Here is a 19394-nt window from a genome sequence, read left to right as displayed (position 1 = left end):
TAAAAACGTAATATAATTACATTATTATTACTAAAGATGAAATAATGAGGTATAAAAATGAAAAAGTACTTTCAGAAATTTTCTAAAACTGTCATAGCTGCGGCTTTGCTAAGCCTTCCTGTCGGAGCAGTTTTTTCTGTAAACAATGTTGGAGCAAAAACTGTTACAAGCGCAGAAAAACTCTTTCACTATTCTAAAAAGACTTTGTCCAAAAAGTTTGCTAAGGTCGGTTATGTTTTTAAACTAACTGATGCCACAAAGGGAGCCTTATATAAGTCTACTGGTAAACCCTATAGTACTAAAGTCATTAAAAAGATTGTAAAGAACAATACACTTTTTAAAGTTAAAAAAGTTAGGCCAATTCATAATGGCATGTTTGTTGATTTAGTTTCAAAAGATGGTAAATATAAGGGTTCTACTACATATCTAACTGGTATATATAACAAAAATACAGAAGATGAAAAGCTGAAACCTTTGGTGCAGGCAGAGCTGGATGTTACGACAGCTAGAGATAATAATAAGCCAACTACAGAACTATTAGCTAAAGCTGAAACATTAGCTAATGAATTGACAGGACACGAAAAGAAAATCGCACTGACATCTATCAAAGAACTAAAAGAATTCGTTAAGTATGGGACTATGGGAGAAATACCAGTGCTATTAATTGGAAAGTATCCTGATTAATTAAAGGAATAGATCAAGTATAGAATTATGTGGTAATACAGCTACTACTGATTGAAAATTGTTCAAAGACTTAATATAGATAAGATAAATAATATAGTTTAAGTAAAATATAAAGCCTGAAGTATGATTGCTTCAGGCTTTTTTAGTAAATAGCTATTTTAATAAGGCTTGCAGGAAGGCGCACTTTTTCTTGAGAAAAATTTTTTAGATCTAGATTGAGAGTTATAATAAAAAAGTAATTAAAATGGAAGGTCAATTAAGGAGATATAAATGTTACTAGGATCAATTGAGGCTGGCGGTACAAAATTTGTATGTGCGGTCGGTAATGAGAATTATCAAATAAAGGATCAAACAACTTTTCCCACTACTACACCGGAGGAAACTTTACAAAAAACAGTTGATTATTTTAAGCAGTTTGATGTTGATGCAATCGGAATTGCGTCTTTTGGACCAATTGAAATACGGAAAACGGCACCTAATTATGGTTTCATTACTGATACCCCCAAAAAAGGTTGGAGCAATACTGACTTTGTCGGATTTTTGACAAAAACAATTAAAGTACCAGTTTTCTTTACTACTGATGTTAATGGTTCTGCTTTTGGCGAATACGTGATGTCACAGTTATCAAATGAAGATGTTGATTCACTTGTTTACTATACGATTGGCACTGGTGTCGGCGGCGGAGCTATTATTAATGGTAAATTAGTGGGTTCTTTAGGTCATCCCGAAATGGGGCATGTTAAAGTTAAACGCCATCCAGACGACTTGAATTTTGCTGGAGTTTGTCCTTTTCATAAAGATTGCTTGGAAGGCTTAGTTTCAGGCCCCACTTTTGAAGCACGCCTCAATAAATCTGGTAAGGATGTGCCGCTTTCTGATCCTGTTTGGGACATTATGAGTTATTATGTGGCACAGGCTGCCTTACAAGTTACCTTGATCTTACGCCCGGACAAAATTGTCTTTGGCGGTGGCGTTACCAGTGAAAAGTTTCTAGAAAAAGTACGGTGTGATTTTGCGACATTATTGAATAATTATGTGCACGTGCCACCATTAGAGCAATACATTACCATGCCAGAAATCAGTAATAATGGTTCTGCGACTGTTGGTGACTTTGCTTTGGCAAAAAGATTACTAAGAGAATAATCCATATAATCTTTTAAAAATCTTTTGAAATAAATATAGCATTAGAAAATTGATTAACAAAAAAGCGTTGAGTTTGTTCTCAGCGCTTTTTAATAAATAACTATGTTCTATGAATTTTTGAATTTGACCCTTATGAAAACGAACCTTTTACAATAGGGCGATTTAATAATTATTAGTCTAATAGGTCAAACTTAAGTGTTGCTAGATTATGACCTTCATTGACCATGTTACCCAGTAGTTCAATAGTGTTGTTGTAAACTTGATCAGCCATCTTTTGGTTAGCCTCAGTTAATAAATCTTCAGCTTCTTTACCTGAAAGACCAACTGCCTTTTTATCAGTTTCATGTTGAATGAAGTGACATTGGGCCAATGATTTTTGCTCAAAGTCATTTTCTAGTTCACCGTAGACCTTAAAGTTAGTGTCACCTAATTGTGCTGTTAATTTGTTCAACCAGAAAATTTTATTCAAATCGAACTTTGGACCAGTCTGGAAGCTGGCTGGAGTGTCATTAACGTTGGTATAGAATGGGACAAAGCTGTTAAAGGTATTTGGACCAAAGCAAAGCCATTGCACACCAGCAATCTCCTCTGGAACATCATTTCTAACTTGCAAAATATGGGTTTCAAAGTTACGGTTTAATGCAATTGGACGGTAAGTTTTCTTTTGCTCAGGGGTACCCTGATCACCGTATGGATCAAATGGGGTATCTTGATAGTGTGAACTTTCAACAAAACAAATATCCTCAATACTAATTTTGCGGTTAGCGTGGCAAATGAATGGTTGGTCTTGATCACTTGGCTTACCACCAAATTCTGGATCAAAGTAATTGTGAACAAACCAAGCACGAGGGTTGTTGTAGTGTGCGTCTTTGATAGTTGAACTACCAAAGATATGACGCATGTTGTAACCTTCACGGTCAGGATTTAAATGGTATTCCTTGATTAAGTCTTCTAAGGTATCATCTGCCAAGAAACCATCTTTACCAAAGTGGAATTCATCGATATTCAAACGGTTAGGAGCAACAACGTAGGCGTCATCAGGGATGCGGCGTGCAATCCAGTGGTGGCCACCAATAGTTTCCAGGTACCAAACTTCATCGTGGTCGGCAAAAGCCATACCGTTCATTTCGTAAGTACCGTATTTTTCCAGCAAATAACCGATGCGCTTAACGCCATCAAGAGCACTGTGGATATAAGGCAATGTTAAAGTAACAAAGTCTTCTTCTCCCAGACCACCGTGCACAAGAAGAGGATCAATCCCTTGTATACGTGCATTTGTAGTAATAGTTTCAGTAGCAGTCATTGCCACGTTTTCTGAGTTAATTCCGGCCGCAGCCCAGATGCCGCTTTCGCCAGAAACATCAGGTGCACTGGTATAACGTAAAGGCTTTTCTGCTAAATCTGCATCATCAATCTTTTGGTGACTAATGACACTTTCATAGTGCTTAGGTTGCTTTTCAGGGGTAATAAGTTCAAACCCTTCAGGAATTATTTCACGGCCACCGTCTTCACTTCTGGCAATCATGGCTGAACCGTCAATGGTGGCATTTTTACCGACAAGAATAGTCGTACATTCTGCTTTTTTCATTTAATCTTTCCTTTCAAAATTACTTAACCTATATTGTATTAAAAAAGGCGGGCTGTTTGCAAAAAAATGAGTAAACTTAAACCTAAATTATTATTACTTTTGACAACTATTGCTTCTAACTAAATTCTAATTTAGGATTGACGAAAAATGTAAAAGTTGATTTACTAAAATAGTCAAATATGTTTGACAGGAGAGTGAACTAGTGAAAAATAGAATTGCTCAATTGCGTAAAAAGCAGAGGTACTCACAGGCTCAGTTAGCCGCAGCTGCTCATGTTACTCGGCAAACAATCAACGCCATTGAAAATGATAAGTATGACCCATCTTTAGGACACGCTTTTCATTTGGCGCAGATATTAAGGGTAACGGTTGACGAATTGTTCTTATATGAAGGCGAAAAAAATGATTAATACAAAGAAGAATATTATTTATGGTACGTTTTCATACTGCTACCTCAATTGGCAAGAAAATCGAGTGAATTATGAATTATAGAAAGCCTAAAGACTAAAAGAGATATACATATGGAAACTAAGGAAATTTTACAAAAAAAATTAAAAGCGAACTTAACCCAAATAACGCATCAGTCATTAAACAGCACCTTTTTTGGTTATAGTGAAATTTATAAACAAGTGATTTTTGTTAAAGTCTTTGCACAAGCAGGAAAATTTTTAACTGAAAAAGCTGTTAACCAGCAAATAAATACTCGGGTATTAGACTCTTTTGCTATCAAACAGACGCAACAATTTGTTTTGGTCATGAAAGATTTGACACCAACTGATGTTAAAGGACAAATTACCCCTGATTTAGCATTTAAGATGGGAACACAGTTAGCTCGTTTTCACCGAAACGTAAAACCTTTTTTCTGGCATATATCTTAATAATCAATTGTTTGAGAAAGCAAAATCGGATAGCAATAGCTTGCAGAATGAAGAAATTAAAAGCAGATTGCTGCAAGTGTTAGCTTTATTTACAGCGCAAAAAGCGGATATTGAAAAAGACTTGATAGCACATGCAACTACAGTTTTACATGGGGATGTAGGTTTACGTAATTATAAAATTGTTGCTGGGCATCTTCGTTTAATTGATTTTGAGAGAGCTCGTATGGGGGTTAATTATCTGGATTTTATTAAGCTTTTTTACCAGGATTTTGGTTTAAAGAAAGAATTGATTGTTTCTTTTGTAAAAGGATATGAAAAGTGTGGTGAAAAAATTGCAGTCACTCCAGTGACACAGGTCTTTCTCATTTTTATTACAGCAATTGGGATTATGAAATATACTGAAAAAATTGAGGATAAGCCATTTAAGGAAATTGGTGAACAAATGCTGGCAACTTGTTTTTCATTTTTAGGCGTCAGAAAGAAAAATAGCGACAATGCTAGCATGACTGCTTTGATATTTACAAATTAAAAAAGTATCTTCTTAACAGGAAGATACTTTTTTGGTGCAAACAAAATTGTCTCAAGGGTAAAAACAATTTTATTTACATGATATTTGCAGTTTGAGTTTTTTGTTTTGCCTTTCTATCACCTCCTTTAAGTAAGAAATTCAGAATAGTAGCTGACAAGCTGGTAATTACGATCCCATTACTTAGAAATAATTGGACAGTAGCCGGCAGGTTTTTGAAAAATTGGGGATAAATAGTAACGCCGAGTCCAAGTCCCACTGAGATGGCAATAATTAAGACATTATTATTGTCACTGAGATCAACTTTAGTTAAAGTCTTAATGCCCTGAACAGCAATCATAGTAAACATGACCAGCATGGCACCACCCAAAACTGGGGTAGGAATGATTGTTACCATTGCGCCAATTTTAGGCAACAAACCCATAGCCATGAGTAATCCGCCGGCCCAATAAATCGGACGCTTGGTTTTAATACCGGATAATTGCAAAAGACCAACATTTTGAGAGAAAGTAGTGTAAGGAAACGCATTGAATAAACCGCCAAAAATTTGGGCGATACCTTCTGCACGATAACCTTTTTTCAAGTCTTCTTCGGTTACGTCATGGTGCAAAAGATCACCAATGGCAAAGAATACTCCGGTAGACTCAACCATTGACACTAAAGCAATAATGATCATTGTCAGGCTGGAAGACCATTCAAATTTCGGCACTCCAAAATAGAATAGTTGAGGTAAGTGGAACCAGGATGCTTCCATGACTGGAGTGAAGGAAACGAGTCCCATGCAAGCGGCAATGACAGTTCCGGCAACAAGACCGATTAAAACTGAAATTGATCTGATGAATCCTTTAGCCCAAATTTCTAATGCCAAGATAATGAACATGGTGCAAAAAGCCAGAAGGAGATTTTGACCACTGCCAAAACTTTTAGCAGCAGAATTGCCGCCACCCATATTTTGGATTGCGACCGGAACGAGGGTTAAGCCAATAGTGGTGATTAAGGTCCCTGTTACGACAGGTGGAAAGAATTTTTTGATTTTAGCAAAAACGCCTGAGATTAAAACGACAAAAATGCCGGCAACTATAATGGCACCATACATGTCGTTAATTGAGAATTTCTGCCCAATCATTTGCAAGGGGGCAACTGCTTGAATGGCGCAACCTAAAATGACTGGGAAGCCAATACCAAAGTACTTATTGCGCATTAATTGCAAAAGTGTCGCAAGGCCGCACATGAAAATGTCAATTGAAACTAGATAGGTCATTTGTGCAGGGGAAAATTTTAGTGCATTACCAATTAGAAGGGGTACAGCGACTGCCCCGGAATACATTGCTAATAAGTGCTGTAAACCTAAAACCGCTGCTTTTTGCTGGCTAACTTCTTTTTCTGCCATTATTTTTCCCCACAAAACGTACTTGACTATTGGTCAAACTAGCGATTTCTGCCAATGCTTCAAGGTGATACCCGTGATCTTTAATCCACTCGCTGCCACCTTGAAATGTTTTAGCAACTACGATACCGACACCAGTTACCTCAGCACCAGCTTGGTTAGCAATATTGATCATGCCTTTCACTGCTTCGCCATTTGCTAGAAAATCATCGATAATTAACAGGTGGTCATCTTTGTGCAGGAACTTTTGTTCAACGCAAATCTGATTGGTAACTTTTTTAGTGTAAGAATAAACATCTGCCCAATAAACCGCGTCATTCAGTGTTGCAGGCTTTTTCTTGCGAGCAAAGACCATTGGTACATGTAATTCATATGCTGTCATTATTCCAGGGGCAATTCCGGAAGCTTCGCAGGTCAACACTTTTGTGACACCACTATCCTTAAATAGTTGACTAAATTCTTCTCCGACTTTCTTCATTAGTTCGGGATCTACCTGATGATTTAGAAATGAGTTGATTTTTAAAACGTTACCGGGTAAAACTTCTCCGTCACTGCGAATCCGGTCTTCTAATAATTTCACTTTTTCCTCCTTCATCACAAAAGGGCTTTTTCTACCAAAACTATGGTAAAAAAAGCCCTTTAAAGCAGCAAATAGCCGCACAAAATGCTATATTATCCATAGTTCAGAATTTACGGTTCTGAGTAGAAACTGCCGACCTCATTACGGCAATATATAGATATTTATTTTCCTGTTGCAAGCATTGTAACAGAGTCGCATAATATGTGCAAGACCAATTTTAAAAGTAAATCTCGAATTATTTATATGATTACTTTTAAAAATATTCGTGAACTAATAGTGCTACGCTAAAAAATTGTTGACCACTGAACTATTTCTTAGTAAAGTTGATATTGTATTAAATAAGGTTAGTAAAGGAGCTTGGATGTCGTTGAAAAAGAATATTAGTGATTTTGATGAGATTATTGTGCTTGATTTTGGCAGTCAATATAATCAACTAATAACGAGGCGGTTGCGGGACTTTGGGATTTATTCCGAGTTGTTGCCGCATGATATTAGTATGGACCAAATAAGGCAGATTAATCCCAAGGGCATTATTTTTTCAGGTGGGCCCAACAGTATTTATGACCAAAACGCTTTGAAAGTAGATCCTGCAATTTTTAAATTGGGCATTCCTATCTTAGGCATTTGTTACGGGATGCAACTAATGGCTTCTTATTTAAACGGCAAGGTTGAAAAAGCGGATAATTCTGAATACGGTCGTGCCGACATTGAAGTTGAAGATACTAACTCCGTTTTATTTGCTGGGTTGCCCAAAGATGAATACGTGTGGATGAGTCATGGTGATTTGGTTACTGGTGCGCCTGCTAGCTTTGAAACGGTTGCTTCAAGTAAAAATTGCCCGATTGCCGCTATTGCTAACGATCAAGCCAAAATGTATGGTATTCAGTTCCATGCGGAAGTGCGCAATACGCAATATGGTCTTGATATTTTGCGTAATTTTGCCTTTAAAGTCTGCGGCGCTAAAGCTGATTGGTCAATGACAGATTTTATTGACTTGCAAATTTCTGAAATTAGAAAAACTGTGAAGGATAAGAAAGTAATTCTGGGACTATCAGGTGGAGTAGACTCCAGTGTCACGGCGACACTTTTGCACAAAGCAATTGGCAATCAGCTGACAGCTATTTTTGTGGATCACGGTATGTTGCGCAAAAATGAAGGCGATGAAGTTATGGCTGCCTTGAACCGTGATTTAGGCGTTAACATTATTCGTGTAAATGCCCAAGAGCGCTTTTTAAATAAACTGAAAGGTGTCACCGACCCTGAGCAAAAGCGGAAAATCATTGGCAAAGAGTTTATTGAGGTGTTTGCGGACGAAGCAAAGAAAATTAAAGATGTGGACTTTTTAGCCCAAGGCACCCTGTACACCGATGTGATTGAAAGCGGCACAAATACTGCCCAGACAATCAAGTCGCACCATAACGTTGGTGGGTTACCTAAAGATCTGAATTTTAAATTAATTGAACCTTTGCGCAAGTTATTTAAGGATGAAGTGCGTGAACTGGGTGAAAAATTAGGCATTCCGCATGATTTGGTTTGGCGTCAGCCATTCCCAGGACCTGGTCTTGGCATTCGCGTTATTGGCGAAGTAACTGAGGATAAACTCAAACTGGTGCGTGACAGTGATGCAATTTTGCGGGATGAAATTAAAAAGGCTGGTTTACAGGAAAAAGTATGGCAATACTTTACCGTTTTGCCCGGTATCAAATCCGTGGGCGTGATGGGTGACGGTCGCACTTACGACTATACTATTGGTATTCGTGCAGTTACATCAATTGATGGAATGACCGCTGATTTTGCTCGCTTGCCATGGGATGTTTTGCAAAAGATTTCAACGCGTATTGTTGATGAAGTGCCAAACATTAACCGTGTAGTCTATGATGTCACCAGTAAGCCACCTTCAACGATTGAGTGGGAATAAGACTCTATGAGTTAAAGCTAGAAAGGAAATTTAAAAGTATTTAAAAGCTTATTAAAAAAACTATGATTACCTTCTAAGCAAGATAGAAAAATTCTAGTGAGTACTAGAATTTTTTTGTTAAGCGTTTTTGTAAAGTATATAATCTAAATTATAGATTATGTATTTTATTAGGAATGTAAAAAAGTTCTAATTGAGGGAAATTACACATATAAAGATTGTAAATAGTATGGTGGAGGATATAAATTTGGCCACTTTTGATGAATTAATAAAACAAATTAATGATAATCTTGATCAACAACGAGATCGCGGAACAGCGTTTGAAAAGATGGTGGTTTCGTATTTAAAAAATGAGCCCGTTTATAAGCATAAGTTTGAAAGTGTATGGCTGTTAAACGAAGTTCCAGATAAATTTCATATTCCGAAAAAAGATTTAGGTGTTGACATTGTTGCTAAAGATTATGAAGGTAAGCTAACTGCAGTTCAGGCTAAGTTTTATAAAGGTAAGGTTGGCAAAGAAACTATAAATTCTTTTTTAGCTGAAACGGGTAAAGACTATTATTCTGCAGGAATCTTAGTGTCAACTTCCAATGAGCTCAATAAAAATGCAGAAGCCGCTATGCAATTTATGACCAAACCAATAACTATTATTGGCCTGAATCAACTTAAAAATGCAAATATTAATTGGCAGAAATTTTCATTTGCTAAGGAAAATAATGATTTATCTAATAAAATAGTTAAAAAACCGCGTCAATATCAAAAAGAAGCGGTTGAAAAGGCAATTACTTATTTTAAAAATCATAGTCGTGGCAAATTGATTATGGCACCAGGAACAGGAAAAACCTTTACCAGTTTAAAAATCACCGAAGCTTTGATGCAAGACCAGCATAAAACTAAGTTCAATGTTTTGTATTTGGTACCTAGTATTCAACTCTTATCTCAAACTTTATTTAGTTGGAATGATGATGTTTCGGAGAATATTCATATTACCTCATTGTCAGTCGTCTCAGATCGCAAGGCTAATCAAAGAAAAAATAATAATGAGGACGATTTTGGCGCTAAAGACATTGGTTTTGAGCCAACCACTAATGTTGAAGAGTTAATGGCTCATTATAAGCAATTACAGCAACTTGATTTAGGTCGCAATATGACTGTTGTTTTTAGTACCTATCAATCAATTGATGTTATTAAGAATGCTCAAGAAAAAGGTTATCCTGAATTTGATTTGATTATTGCCGATGAAGCTCATAGAACTACTGGAGCTACTAAATTGGGTGATGATACAGCTTTCACTGAGGTACATTCAAACAATAATGTTAAAGGTAAACTACGTCTTTATCAAACTGCTACTCCTAGAATTTACGATCAAAATTCTAAGAAAAAAGCAGAGCAAAATAGCATTGTTGTATCATCAATGGATGATGAAAGATTTTATGGTAAAGAAATTTATCGTTTAGGTTTTGGTGATGCTGTTACACAGGGTTATTTATCAGATTACAAAGTAATGGTTCTTGCAACTAATAAAAACTATATTGACAAAAATATGGTACAAATGTTAGCTCGTGATAATAAAATAGAGCCTAATGATATTGGCAAAATCATAGGTGTTTGGAATGCAATGGTTAAACGAGATGGCTTAACTGGTGAAATTCAAGGTAAACCAATGAAGAGAGCAATAGCTTTCACTGATAAGATTAAAAATTCGAAAATCATCGCTAATGAGTTTGAAACTGTTGTTAATGAATATTTAGCCCCGAATGCTACTAATAGCTATCGAATTGATGTTCATCACGTTGATGGTGGTTTAAATGCCTTGCAAAAAGAAGATGAGATTAACTGGTTAGCTGATGAAAAGATTGAAGAAAATCATGCGCGTGTTCTTTCAAATGTTCGTTTTTTAACTGAAGGAATTGATGTTCCTAACTTAGATGGCATTATTTTCTTTAGTCCTAAAAAATCTCAAATTGATATAGTTCAAGCTGTTGGCCGAATTATGCGTAAATATGAAGGTAAGGAATATGGTTATATAATTTTACCAATTGTGGTTTCTGACATAAGTAATCCCAACTTAGCTTTAAATAATAATAAAGAATATAAAGCGGTATGGCAGGTATTGAACGCTTTACGCTCTACAGATGAAAGATTTGAAGCGGAAGTTAATAAGCTTGATTTAAATAAGAAAAAATCTGGAAGAATTAATTTTATTGGAGTCAATTCAAGTCCCGATAATGATGTGAAAGAAGACGAAAGCTATGATCATGGACATGAGCAGCTATCATTAGCTTTAGCTAAAGAATGGAAAGAAATGGGTGATGCATTTTACGGCAAAGTAGTTCAGCATGTAGGTGATAGACGCTATTTAGAGGATTGGTCTGAAGATGTTGCTGATATTGCTAAGAAGTATATTCTTCAAATTAATGGTTTAATCGCTAATGACTCCGGAGCTAAAGCAGCTTTTGATAAGTTTCTTACTAGTCTCCAATACAATATTAATGATTCAATAAACCAAGAACAAGCCATTCAAATGTTGGCACAGCATCTAATTACTGAGCCTGTATTTGATGCTTTATTTGGCGATTATAGTTTTGTACAAAATAATGTTGTCTCAAGATCAATTAATGATGTGATTTCAGCTTTCAAAATATTCGGTTTTGCAAAAGAAACTGAAAAGCTAAAGCCATTTTATGATTCAATTAAATCACGCGCTTCAGGAATTGATAATGCAGCTGGAAAACAAAAATTGATTGTTGCATTATACGAAACTTTTTTTAAAAAAGGGTTTAAAAAGACAACCGAGGCAATGGGAATTGTATTTACTCCAATTGAAGTAGTTGATTTTATTATTAATTCAGTTGATGATGCTTTAAAGAAATATTTTAATAAGTCATTAGCCGATGAGAATGTTCACATTCTTGATCCATTTGTTGGCACAGGAACGTTTATTACACGGACTTTACAATATTTCAAAGAGCAAATGGATCAAGGAAAAATTAGTTATGATGATATCTTGCGCAAATATATGCATGAACTTCATGCTAATGAAATTGTTCTATTGAGCTATTATATTGCCGCAATTAATATTGAAGCTGTATTTGATGAAGTAAATGGTCCAGATCATGGCTATGTACCATTTGATGGAATTGTTTTGACTGATACATTTGAAAGTACGGAACGCGAAGGCGTATTAGATGATGATATGTTTGATGATAATGATCACCGGTTAAAAGAACAAATGAGGCAGCCAATTACTGTAATAATGTCTAATCCACCGTACTCTGCTGGACAAAAAAATCAAAATGATGACAATCAGAATGTACATTATCCTAAGTTAGATAAAAAAATTCAACAAATATATGTTGCTAATAGTAGTTCAGGCTATAGTAAAGGCACCTATGATACCTATATCAAAGCCTTTAGATGGGCAAGCGATCGAATTAATGATAAGGGAATTATTGGTTTTATAACGAACGGAAGTTTTCTTGACAGCAGTAGTACTGATGGCTTTCGGGCCTCTCTATATAAGGAGTTTAACTATCTTTATATTTTTAATTTAAGAGGTAATGCTAGAACCTCTGGTGAAAAGCGTCGTCAAGAAAAAGATAATATTTTTGGGCAAGGTACTAGAACTCCTATTGCTATTAGTATTCTAATAAAAGATGGATCTGATAATCATCAAATTTTTTATCATGATATTGGAGACTATTTAAGCCGAAAAGAAAAGCTTAATATAATTAAGAAGTTTGGTACTATTTTAAATCCAAACATTGATTGGGATAAAATTGAACCAGATAACAATAATGATTGGATCAATAGGAAAGATCCAAATTATCAAAAATATACATGGATTTCGGATGATAATAACTCTTTAAAAGGAGTATTTATTACCCATGCACTAGGTATAGTTAGTAATCGAGATATGTGGGTGTATGGATACTCAGCTGAAAAAGTCTATGAAAATGTAAAAAAACTAATTGATAATTATAATAATGAATTAACTAACTTTGAAAACTGTAAAAATAAGAAAAATTTTCAACTAAACCGTGATACACATAAAATTAAATGGACAAGAAAGTTAGAAAGAAATTTTTATAATTTTTGTAAGATAGATCCTGATAAAAGTAAAATTCGAACGATTATGTATAGACCATTTACAAAAAAATTCTTGTATTATGACCGTAATTTGGTTGAAGAAACTAGACTTTATTATAATCATTTTGGTGAAAGCAATCTAGTAATATTTACAACTGGCCGGAGTTCATCAAAAGCTTTTTCAGTCTTAGTTACAAATTTAATTCCAGATATGCAGGCAATGATGAATGGTCAGGGCTTTATGCGTTACGATAATTCAGATAAAATTGATGAATTAATACCTAATAAAGATAATGTAAATAAAGCTTTTGCTGATAAAATTGGCTTTTCACTTGATGACACTTTTGCTTATGTTTATGGCTTGTTAAATTCAAAGGAATATCAAGAAAAGTATGCTAATGACTTAAAGAAAGATTTAGCGCGTATTCCAATTGTTAAAAATAAAGAAAAATACGTTGAAATTGGTAAGAAACTAATGGATCTTCATCTTAATTATGAAGAAGTAAATGTTTATGACAAAGTAGAAATTATTTATAATGGTGAATATGATTATAAAGTTAAGAAAATGAAGTTTGCCAAAAAGCACAATAATAAAGGTAAAATGGTTAATGATAAAACCACGATTATTTTTAACGACAGTATTACAATATCCAACATTCCAGATAAAGCATATGAATATGTAGTTAATGGACGTTCAGCAATTGAATGGATTATGGACCAATATCAAATTAAAACTGATGAAAAATCTGGTATTACAGATGACCCTAACGACTTTAGTGATGATCCAAAATATATTTTTAATTTGCTTTTGCGTATCATCAATGTGTCAGTGCAAACAGTTGATTTGATTAATGAATTACCACGTTTTGAAGTTGATGAATAGAAATAGGGTAGTGTAATCTATTACACTACTTTTTATTTAGCTTTTTCCTTTGCAATATTCATTGATTAGTGAATTTATAATTTTGTCGGTTATTTTTCAGAATATTTATTCGATTTTTATACTGAAAAGCTCAATTTTAGAATAATGCTAATATCTAAAGGTAGATTAATTTTTAAAGCACATAAATTTTATACTATAATGATAATTTATTAAATTATAGTTAAGCAAAGATAAATAAAAAAGTTAGTATACTATTTTTGATTTTAAATTTTTATATGTTGGTTTTTGAGAAAAGGAGCAGCAAATATGACAAAAAACACATTGTTTCAACATGGGACTATGCAAATGTTGGTTGAAGGTCTACTGGAAGGTACTTTACAGCTGTCAGAATTGTTAAAACACGGCAATATCGGCATAGGAACCGGTGATGGCGTTGATGGTGAATTAGTTATATTAGACGGTGTCGGTTACAAAATAGATGTTAGTGGTCCGGCTGTGAAACTGCCAGATGACTTTAAAGTGACTTATGCAGATGTTAGTTTTGCTGATTATCACAAATTCAAAAGCTACCAAAGTGTCGATTTGGCGGAAATGCTAAAAGATGTTCTAACCAAAAATAATGCTCAAAATCAATTTTTCGCAATATTGACTAAAGGCGTTTTCCAAAAAATTCGTACAAGATCTTCTAAAAAATCACATAAGCCATATCCGTCTCTGGGAAAAATTGCTGAAAATCAGGTTGAATTCGAGACTGAAAATATAACTGGAACAATGATTACTTATTACACACCAACAGTTTTTCAAGGCGTTGGGGTATCGGGATTTCACAATCATTTTTTGGCAGACGATTTAAGCTTTGGTGGTCATGTTTTGGCAGCTACGATGAAAAATGTAACAGTTAGCGTTCAGCCAATAGAAAACTTGGAATTGCATTTGCCAGTTGATAATCAGGATTTTTTAAATGCCAATTTAAGTGACACCAGTAAGTTGGATAATGTTATTTCGAAGTCGGAATAATATATTTTGAAAGTAAATTCTTATTGTTATTATGCGTTTTATTAAATTATAATGATTTATATAATTTAAATTTATTTTTAAAATGGTGTAAAAATGTTTTGTGAACAATGTAGATTAAGCCAAGAAATAAACGCTCTTAGCCGATATTTAATATTTGAAAATTTAAGGTCAGAAATTAGCGAAGATTTTGGAGAACATTTTTTTAAAATACAGGATAAATATTTAATCTCAAATACTAAATATATGTGTGATAGGTGTAAAACGGAGCTAAACAAAAATGAATGGATATACATTAATGAAGAGGAGTTGTTTGAAGAATTGGGTCGTCTTGTAGCTATGTCATTACCAGAATTTGAATTGTTTGATGGAAGTGACAACGATATGATAATAGCAGATGTCAATGAAACATATAAAGACGATGAAATAATGAGGGACAAAATTTGTGATGAAGTTTCTGATGGAAATCTCTTAATTAATGTTATTAAAGAGCAACTAGATTTTTGTTGCGATGATTTACTGCCTGAAATTAAAGATGAAATAATTAATTATTTGAAGCAAAATCATATTTTAAGTGATTTTGATGATATGCATACGAGGGTATTGACTAAAAGTGATATAGAATTTACAAATAGAAATTTTTATAAAGATTATGATGAGGACGTATCTTTTTCGCTAAATAAATCAATTGAATATATAAATAGTTTGAACATGGAAGAATTGGATATTCTCAAGAAAGATATTAATAATGATAAATTTTTGGAAAACAATAGAGTTTTTAAAAACCTCAGAATAGCAATTCAACATCTATCGGAAAGCCATATAGGCACTTATATTAGTAGAGGCAAATTTTATCGTGCAAGATCTATGAGTGAGAATAATTCTTCAAAATTAAAGAGATTAAATGCAGAACAGTTAAAAAAAGATGCACTCACACCACCATTAGGTATACCCTCTCAGGGAAGATGGAATAAAGGTGGAAAACCTACAGCATTATATATTTCAAATGAGTATTCGCAATTGCCAAGAGAAATTAATTTTAATTATGCAAATCAAAAAAATAAATTAGTTATTTTTTGCTTGGAAACTTATAAAAAACGTTTTTTATTACCTGTTTCTTTATTGTTAGAAGATTCTAAATTATATAAAAAAGTTTCTGAGCCAGTTAATAAAAATGATAAAAAAAGCTATAAGCAGCAATATGTTTTATCAAATTTACTGGGTAAGATTATATTAAATAGCGGATATGATGGGATAATATATGATCCAATAGGAAGTAATGATAAAGAAGCTCCTTTGAATTTTGCTCTTTTCAATCATGATGTAACAAATTTAGAAGAATTTAAAGATATAAAAATAAATGGTTACTTTATTTGTAATAATTAAGACATAATATTTTTTAGATAGGTATGTTTGAAATTGCTGTAGGTTTTGAGTAAAGTATTAAATTGTTAATTTTAAAAATTATATTATATAAATTTAATAAAATTGATTTAGCATAAAATGAAAGACGCAAGCACATGACATTAAAGGTACTGATTGGCTCTAATAAACAACGAGCAATTTTTATTATCTTACTTTATTTTATTTTTGCTGTTACCGGCTCACTTGATCAGTATTTTTTTCAATTTGTAGTTAATAGATTAAGCGTCGGCAATTTGCCAGTTTACATTCGCTGGCAATTAATTGAATTTATCCCGGTAGTTTGTGGTGTATTTATTCTGCCTTTAGCAACTTACCTTTTTAACGCACAGATTCAGGAATATCTTGATCAATTAAGAGGGCAAATGGTAGATCATTTTTATACTGAAAACGATGCGACAGTCGCGCAAATGCAGAATTATCTGCAAAGCAATCTCGATACTTTAACCAGCGATTTTGCTCTGCCGTGGGTTAATGTTCTTAGTAATTTATTTATCATCTTGCTTTCTGCTGGCGTCCTTTTTAGCTTAAATTGGTCTTTTGTTTTACTAACTGCAATTTTTGTTCTAATAGATTTAAGCTTGCCCAAAATAATGGCGCGCATGACTTCAGAGGCAAGTAGAAAAGTGATGAAAAATACTAGCACTTTTTTAACTGGTATCGGTGAATGGATCAATGGTTTAAATGAACTGCGGCGGTATCATGCTTGGACGATCTTAAATAAAGAAATGAGCAGCTACGCTGAGAAGTTGGAAAAGTCTAAAGTCAATCAAATCAATAAAAACTGTGCTTCTAATACAATTAATGGAATTGGTAATACTTTAGGACAAATGTCGATCGCCTTTTTAGCGGGTATCCTATTTTTAACTGGTCAAATAAAAATTGGGGCGGCATTAGCTTCGACTTCTTTTGCTTTTGGTATCTTTTCAGCTGTATCCTCTATTACAAGTGCTGCCGTCAAGATTAAATCCACTAAAAATATCAATCAAACTACGGCTAGCCTGATTTCTAACACTGAATCAAGACAAAAAGGTTCATCTACTCAAATTGCCCAAATTGAAATTAAAAATTTGGCGCTTAAATATCCTAATGGTCCAATAATTAAATATCCCGATTTTGTGGTCAATAAGGGTGAAAAAGTTTTGCTTGCAGGCGAAAGCGGAACAGGCAAGTCAACACTCTTTCAAGCTCTTTTGGGTAAGATCAAGCCCTATCAAGGGCAAATTATTTTTAGAAATAAAGCAGGGCAAGCTTTTCAACCAAATTTAAATTGTATCAGTTACATTGCTCAAGATCCGCAATTGTTTCCAGGAACAATTGCGGAAAATATCGTGATGTTTCACCAGCAGTTGTTGGATCAAGTACCTAATTTAATTAATAAAGTGCAATTGCAGAGCGACATTGCGAGATTTCCCCAAGGGACTGATACCCAAGTTGATTTGGATAAGAATAATTTATCCGGTGGTCAAAGACAAAAGATTATCCTTGCCAGATCAGAAGTTTTCGCTGATGAAATTATTTTGCTGGACGAAGCGACAAGTGCCATTGATAGTAAAGCAACTAAGCAAATTATTGCTGAACTTGTTCACACTAATAAGACTGTGATCATGATTGCTCATAATCTTAATTCTGAAGTTAAAAATATGTTTGATAAAACGATTCGGTTAGCAAGCCAGAAGGAGAACCACAATGACTTTTAAAAACTTCTTTCATACCAATCGAATTCGTTTCATATCTATGGTGCTTTTTAGCCTCTTACAACCTTTGGTTTTAATTGGCGCATCATACTTAAATATGTGGGAATTTACCGCCTTGCGCCAACATGACGGTCAAGCGTGGCTGTTAATCATTGCTTTTACTACGTTAGCTTATCTCTCATCGTATGCTTTTGACTGGGGCTCTGAATATTTATTGACACGACAAATTCAAGAATTTAATCACACGTTAAGAAGCAAAATGGTAAGTCATATCTACCATGACCGTAAAAATTATCAAACTTCGCAAGTTAAAAATCGTCTGACCAATGATCTTAATACGGTTAACAATCAGTCTTTTAACTTGATTCCGGTCATTTGCAATTTTCTGGGCTATGTTATTTTCTCAGTAATTGCCTTGCTGACGATGCACTGGAGTTTGTTGTTGCTCATCTTAATTTCGGTAGCAGTTTCCCTTGTTTTACCTAAAATAATTGAAAAGCCGCTGCAAAGAGCTACGGAGAAAGTATCTCATCAAAATAGGCAGTATTTGGATCTGATTGAAAAATGGCTAAGCGGTATTGCTGAACTAGAGCGGTATCTTGCTGGCGATAAATTAACTAGCGTAATGCATAAAGGTGCACGCGACTTAGAAAAAGCCAACCTCAAGCAGACACAGGAACAACAAGTTCTGTCCATTATTACCAATGGTGTTGCGCAAATTATGATCCTGATATTGTTCGTCTGGACGGGTATTTTAATTAAAAGCGGACTAGTCACGTTTGGTGCGATTGCGGTTATCGGTAATTTTAGCCACTATATTTCGCTGGCAATCGAATACTTGCCATTCTATTTTGGCTTAATTAAGGGCAGTAAAACTTTAAGAAATAAAGTCACAGCAGCGACTTTGTCAGTAAAAACTGATGGGCAAAACTTAGTGGCACCTTTTGCTTTTAGTACAAAAGATTTGGCAATTAGTTTTCCTAATGGTGAAACTCTAAAGTTCCCTGATATCACTGTCAATTATGGCGAAAAAATTTTGCTATCAGGTGACAGCGGTGCAGGCAAGTCAACTTTATTTAAGCTGCTTTTAGGGATTTTGCCACCGAGTTCGGGGAAAATAGCATTTAAAGATCAAGAGGGAAAAGTGATTAAACCTGATTTAGCTAAAATTGGCTACATTGCCCAAGATCCTGTTTTATTTCCCAGCACCATTAAAGACAATATTACGATGTTTGATCCTCGGTTAAATCAACTAGCCGAACCTGCTGCTCTAGCAGTAGGGTTGGGCCCAGATATTGCCAAGTTTTCTAATGGCTTGAATACAGAAATAAACTTGCAAAAACTAAATGTTTCTGGCGGTCAAAGGCAAAAAATTATTTTGGCGCGCGCGCAGATACATGACAGTAAGATTCTGTTAATTGATGAAGGCACAAGTGCAATTGATCAGGAGGGAACCAGAGCAATCCTGCAAGAACTTCTTAAATTGCCGGGCACTGTCATTTTCATCGCCCATAATTTCGATGAAAAACTGCAAAGTTTATTTGACCGCGAGATTCATTTAAGTAAATAGTGATAGTTAAAAGGCGTTA

General features: G+C 34.4%; 14 protein-coding genes and 1 riboswitch. Of the genes, 11 read left to right on the top strand and 3 right to left on the bottom strand.

What is annotated here, in order from left to right:
* Nucleotides 1-57 precede the first annotated feature (57 nt).
* Together ERK18_RS00985 and scrK are read left to right on the top strand one after the other, a co-directional pair.
* A complete protein-coding gene (locus ERK18_RS00985) occupies nucleotides 58-684 on the top strand; it encodes a hypothetical protein (RefSeq protein WP_187153911.1) in 627 nt (208 codons plus the stop codon).
* A gap of 270 nt (nucleotides 685-954) precedes the next feature.
* Nucleotides 955-1827 carry a fructokinase ScrK gene (scrK, locus tag ERK18_RS00980; protein WP_187153910.1) on the top strand — a complete coding sequence of 291 codons (873 nt, stop codon included), beginning with the start codon at nucleotides 955-957 and terminating at the stop codon, nucleotides 1825-1827.
* Between the two features lie 172 nt (nucleotides 1828-1999).
* Here scrK and ERK18_RS00975 read toward each other — a convergent pair whose 3' ends face one another.
* On the bottom strand, nucleotides 2000-3415 hold the full coding sequence (locus tag ERK18_RS00975; protein WP_187153909.1) for a C69 family dipeptidase: 1416 nt from the start codon (nucleotides 3413-3415) through the stop codon (nucleotides 2000-2002).
* A 202-nt stretch (nucleotides 3416-3617) separates the two neighbouring features.
* Between ERK18_RS00975 and ERK18_RS00970 the strand changes: the two genes are divergently transcribed.
* The 3 genes from ERK18_RS00970 to ERK18_RS00960 all read left to right on the top strand — a co-directional run bounded on the left by ERK18_RS00970 (nucleotide 3618) and on the right by ERK18_RS00960 (nucleotide 4821).
* Nucleotides 3618-3824, top strand: a complete 207-nt coding sequence (locus tag ERK18_RS00970; RefSeq protein WP_187153908.1) for a helix-turn-helix transcriptional regulator — start codon at nucleotides 3618-3620, stop codon at nucleotides 3822-3824.
* 111 nt (nucleotides 3825-3935) lie between these two features.
* Nucleotides 3936-4292, top strand: coding sequence for a hypothetical protein (locus ERK18_RS00965; protein WP_187153907.1), 357 nt, complete (start codon nucleotides 3936-3938; stop codon nucleotides 4290-4292).
* Between the two features lie 40 nt (nucleotides 4293-4332).
* The gene (locus tag ERK18_RS00960; RefSeq protein ID WP_187153906.1) at nucleotides 4333-4821 is read left to right on the top strand and encodes a phosphotransferase family protein; all 489 of its coding nucleotides are present in this window, start codon (nucleotides 4333-4335) and stop codon (nucleotides 4819-4821) included.
* A 73-nt stretch (nucleotides 4822-4894) separates the two neighbouring features.
* Here the strand turns inward: ERK18_RS00960 and ERK18_RS00955 are convergent, their stop codons facing one another.
* Nucleotides 4895-6208 carry a nucleobase:cation symporter-2 family protein gene (locus ERK18_RS00955; protein WP_187153905.1) on the bottom strand — a complete coding sequence of 438 codons (1314 nt, stop codon included), beginning with the start codon at nucleotides 6206-6208 and terminating at the stop codon, nucleotides 4895-4897.
* Entirely contained in the window at nucleotides 6189-6785 is a 597-nt protein-coding gene (locus ERK18_RS00950) for a xanthine phosphoribosyltransferase (RefSeq protein ID WP_187153904.1), read from the bottom strand. The genes ERK18_RS00955 and ERK18_RS00950 overlap by 20 nt, the downstream gene beginning before the upstream one ends.
* A gap of 79 nt (nucleotides 6786-6864) precedes the next feature.
* A riboswitch (purine riboswitch) is annotated at nucleotides 6865-6962 on the bottom strand.
* A 190-nt stretch (nucleotides 6963-7152) separates the two neighbouring features.
* Here ERK18_RS00950 and guaA point away from each other — a divergent pair.
* The 6 genes from guaA to ERK18_RS00920 all read left to right on the top strand — a co-directional run bounded on the left by guaA (nucleotide 7153) and on the right by ERK18_RS00920 (nucleotide 19375).
* Nucleotides 7153-8703, top strand: coding sequence for a glutamine-hydrolyzing GMP synthase (gene guaA / locus ERK18_RS00945; RefSeq protein ID WP_390885841.1), 1551 nt, complete (start codon nucleotides 7153-7155; stop codon nucleotides 8701-8703).
* A 226-nt stretch (nucleotides 8704-8929) separates the two neighbouring features.
* Nucleotides 8930-13672, top strand: coding sequence for a type ISP restriction/modification enzyme (locus ERK18_RS00940; protein WP_187153902.1), 4743 nt, complete (start codon nucleotides 8930-8932; stop codon nucleotides 13670-13672).
* Nucleotides 13673-13978: 306 nt separating this feature from the next.
* Nucleotides 13979-14689, top strand: coding sequence for an acetolactate decarboxylase (gene budA, locus ERK18_RS00935; protein ID WP_187153901.1), 711 nt, complete (start codon nucleotides 13979-13981; stop codon nucleotides 14687-14689).
* A 93-nt stretch (nucleotides 14690-14782) separates the two neighbouring features.
* Nucleotides 14783-16072, top strand: a complete 1290-nt coding sequence (locus ERK18_RS00930) for a hypothetical protein (protein ID WP_187153900.1) — start codon at nucleotides 14783-14785, stop codon at nucleotides 16070-16072.
* Nucleotides 16073-16206: 134 nt separating this feature from the next.
* Nucleotides 16207-17808: an ATP-binding cassette domain-containing protein gene (locus ERK18_RS00925; protein WP_187153899.1), complete on the top strand. Its 1602-nt coding sequence runs from the start codon at nucleotides 16207-16209 to the stop codon at nucleotides 17806-17808.
* Nucleotides 17798-19375 carry an ATP-binding cassette domain-containing protein gene (locus ERK18_RS00920; RefSeq protein ID WP_187153898.1) on the top strand — a complete coding sequence of 526 codons (1578 nt, stop codon included), beginning with the start codon at nucleotides 17798-17800 and terminating at the stop codon, nucleotides 19373-19375. Before ERK18_RS00925 ends, ERK18_RS00920 begins: the two co-directional genes overlap by 11 nt.
* Nucleotides 19376-19394: the final 19 nt, after the last annotated feature.

This window comes from Lactobacillus kimbladii, assembly GCF_014323605.1.
In the GTDB taxonomy this organism is placed as follows: Bacteria; Bacillota; Bacilli; order Lactobacillales; family Lactobacillaceae; genus Lactobacillus; species Lactobacillus kimbladii_B.
Note: the sequence above shows the minus strand (reverse complement) of the source record. Positions and strands in the feature narration are given on the sequence as shown.

Coding starts and splice junctions, on each gene's coding strand:
- ERK18_RS00985 (WP_187153911.1), top strand. CDS start 58: ATGAAAAAGTACTTTCAGAAATTTTCTAAAACTGTCATAGCTGCGGCT.
- scrK (WP_187153910.1), top strand. CDS start 955: ATGTTACTAGGATCAATTGAGGCTGGCGGTACAAAATTTGTATGTGCG.
- ERK18_RS00975 (WP_187153909.1), bottom strand. CDS start 3,415: ATGAAAAAAGCAGAATGTACGACTATTCTTGTCGGTAAAAATGCCACC.
- ERK18_RS00965 (WP_187153907.1), top strand. CDS start 3,936: ATGGAAACTAAGGAAATTTTACAAAAAAAATTAAAAGCGAACTTAACC.
- ERK18_RS00955 (WP_187153905.1), bottom strand. CDS start 6,208: ATGGCAGAAAAAGAAGTTAGCCAGCAAAAAGCAGCGGTTTTAGGTTTA.
- ERK18_RS00940 (WP_187153902.1), top strand. CDS start 8,930: ATGGTGGAGGATATAAATTTGGCCACTTTTGATGAATTAATAAAACAA.
- budA (WP_187153901.1), top strand. CDS start 13,979: ATGACAAAAAACACATTGTTTCAACATGGGACTATGCAAATGTTGGTT.
- ERK18_RS00930 (WP_187153900.1), top strand. CDS start 14,783: ATGTTTTGTGAACAATGTAGATTAAGCCAAGAAATAAACGCTCTTAGC.
- ERK18_RS00925 (WP_187153899.1), top strand. CDS start 16,207: ATGACATTAAAGGTACTGATTGGCTCTAATAAACAACGAGCAATTTTT.
- ERK18_RS00920 (WP_187153898.1), top strand. CDS start 17,798: ATGACTTTTAAAAACTTCTTTCATACCAATCGAATTCGTTTCATATCT.